At 43.4% G+C, this 2,192-nt stretch carries 2 protein-coding genes and 1 pseudogene; all 3 read right to left on the bottom strand.

Features of this window, described 5'->3' with window-relative positions; translation table 11 throughout:
• The coding region (locus tag Q0369_RS02295) for a hypothetical protein (RefSeq protein WP_298095441.1) at window positions 1-625 on the bottom strand (625 nt) is incomplete at its 3' end.
• A gap of 108 nt (window positions 626-733) precedes the next feature.
• A complete protein-coding gene (locus tag Q0369_RS02290) occupies window positions 734-1,387 on the bottom strand; it encodes a hypothetical protein (RefSeq protein ID WP_298095437.1) in 654 nt (217 codons plus the stop codon).
• Between the two features lie 487 nt (window positions 1,388-1,874).
• A pseudogene (locus Q0369_RS02285) lies at window positions 1,875-2,192 on the bottom strand (ABC transporter ATP-binding protein); the annotation flags it as partial.

The raw sequence follows: 2,192 nt of genomic DNA, 5'->3' as shown, positions 1-2,192 counted from the left end.
CAAACGGCAGGAGCATTTTAAGCATTACGACAGCAATAGCTAAAGCCGAGACCTGCTCGGTCCGCGGCTCGGAGGAAATAGCTATAGCAATAATCGCTGCATTGCATAGTATATTTAGCACAAAAAGTCCCACACAAAGCCACACATAAGTCCGAAAGGTACTCACGCCGCTTACGCGCGCTAAAGAGAAATTTATGCGAAACCATGCGACGATTATGTAAATAACGCCCACGAAAAGCGCTAGTCCAAATATTGCCGCAAATGGATTATCACTTTGCCCGCAGTCTGCGTCAGGCTCCCTCGGATAAAGGTAATTGAGCACGAGCGCTAGCGTGAAAAAGCAGACGCAGATTATTATGCAGTTACGATAAAGCGTCGCTGCTTTTATGCCGCTAAGCGCTGAAATTTTTCGGAGCGCCTGCAATCTGAAAAATGCCGAAACACAAATAAAAGCGATCAAAATTCCGCTAGCGATATAATTTATCATCTCGTCGTCAAGGTGCCATGGCTCGCTGAAAGAGACATAGCCTACTACGATAAAAACCGCGGGTAGCGCCGCCAAAAACAGATCGATGCCGGTGCTGATCATCCCCTCTTTTCTTGCCTGAGATACAATGAATTGCATATATAAACCCTTTTTAAAAATTTGACCCGAAGTATATATAAACAAGCATAAAATATAAATTAAACCGACAAGATCGGAATTCTATCGCGACAAGATATTTGCGAAATTCTAAACGTTTACGCTTATCTTTTCTATCTTGCTCCAAGCTAGCAGGTGCACGATGCCGGTTATTATGAGGGCAGCAAACGGCAGAAGCAATTTAAATAATATGGCGGTGATAGTTAAAGCCGAGCTTGGGTCAATCTGCCGCTCGGAAAGAGCTAAAGCAATAACCGTTGCATTGCATAGCATGTTTAGTACGAAAAAGATGACGCAGAGCCACACGTAGGTGCGAAAAGTACTTACTCCGCTTACTTGCGCCAAAGAAAAATTTATACGAAACCACGATACGATCACATAGGCTGCGGCTGCGAGAAAGATTAGAATCCGCGTTATTTCTCTAAAATGAGACTGGTAAAAATACATACACGTCGTGGTACAGATGCAGACAACTATGCAACTACGGTAAAGTGCTGCCGCGTTTGTGCCGCTAAGCGCCTCAATTTTGTTAAGCGCTCGTAACCTGAAAATCACCGAGGCGCAAATAAAAGCGATCAAAATTCCGCTAGCGATATAATTTGTCATCTCGTCGTCAAAGATTCTTGGTCTGTCGAAAGAGATAAAGCCTACCACAATAAAAACTACGGGTAGCGCTGCTAAAAACAGATCGATTCCAGCGCTAATCATCCCATTTTTTCTTGCCTGAGATACGAGATCTTGCATAATAAGCCTTTTTAAAATTTATCCCGAAGTATACATAAATCGATGTAAAGCAGGAATTAAATATCTAAATTTAAAATTTCAAAATTTCGTCGGGACAAGCTTGCAGACTGCGGAATTTCAGGAATTCTACTAGAGCGAGAATAAAATTTCGCCGCGGGATTTAAAACGGAATTCCATCTATGGATTTGCAGGCAGAATTCTACTACAAAAATTTTAAACCACAAGCGCGGTATCTTTCATCACACGCTTCAAAAGCCGGCAAGCCGCAGGTAGAATTCCGCTATGAGATTTCTGATCGGAATCCCCCGTGGTAAAAATTTCACTATGGAATTTAGACTGGAATTCTATGGCAAAACCTCGATATAAAATTTTAATCAGAATTTCAAGACGGCATTTCAAGACAAAATTCTGCGATTTAAATTTAGCTAAAGACAAAATCCCGCGATTTAAAATTTCGCGCCGATTGATGAGTTGCTTTGTCGCGCCGCTACTTCACCTGCGCGCTGAAAATTTGCGTGATGCTGGGGACCTGCTCGCCCTCTATATCAAATTCCGCCGTTTTGATCTGTACGCCGTAGAGCGAGCTAAGCGCGGCTTCGGTTAAAATTTCGTTACTTACGCCGTAGTTGTAGCTAAGATCATTTCGCAAGATCAGTGTGCGATCGGCGACTGCGAGGGCGTGGTTAGGCTGATGGGTGGTAAAAACTATGCTCGCATCGCTATTTGAGCGTAGATTTGCGATGAGGCTTAGCACGCGGTCTTGGTTTTTGATATCAAGCGCGCTGGCAGGCTCGTCCAAAAACAG

This window comes from uncultured Campylobacter sp., assembly GCF_938030685.1.
Lineage (GTDB): Bacteria > Campylobacterota > Campylobacteria > Campylobacterales > Campylobacteraceae > Campylobacter_B.
Note: the sequence above shows the minus strand (reverse complement) of the source record. Positions and strands in the feature narration are given on the sequence as shown.

What these genes read in the sequence shown, in the direction of transcription:
- Q0369_RS02290 (WP_298095437.1), bottom strand. Translation starts at nt 1,387, where the DNA reads ATGCAAGATCTCGTATCTCAGGCAAGAAAAAATGGGATGATTAGCGCT.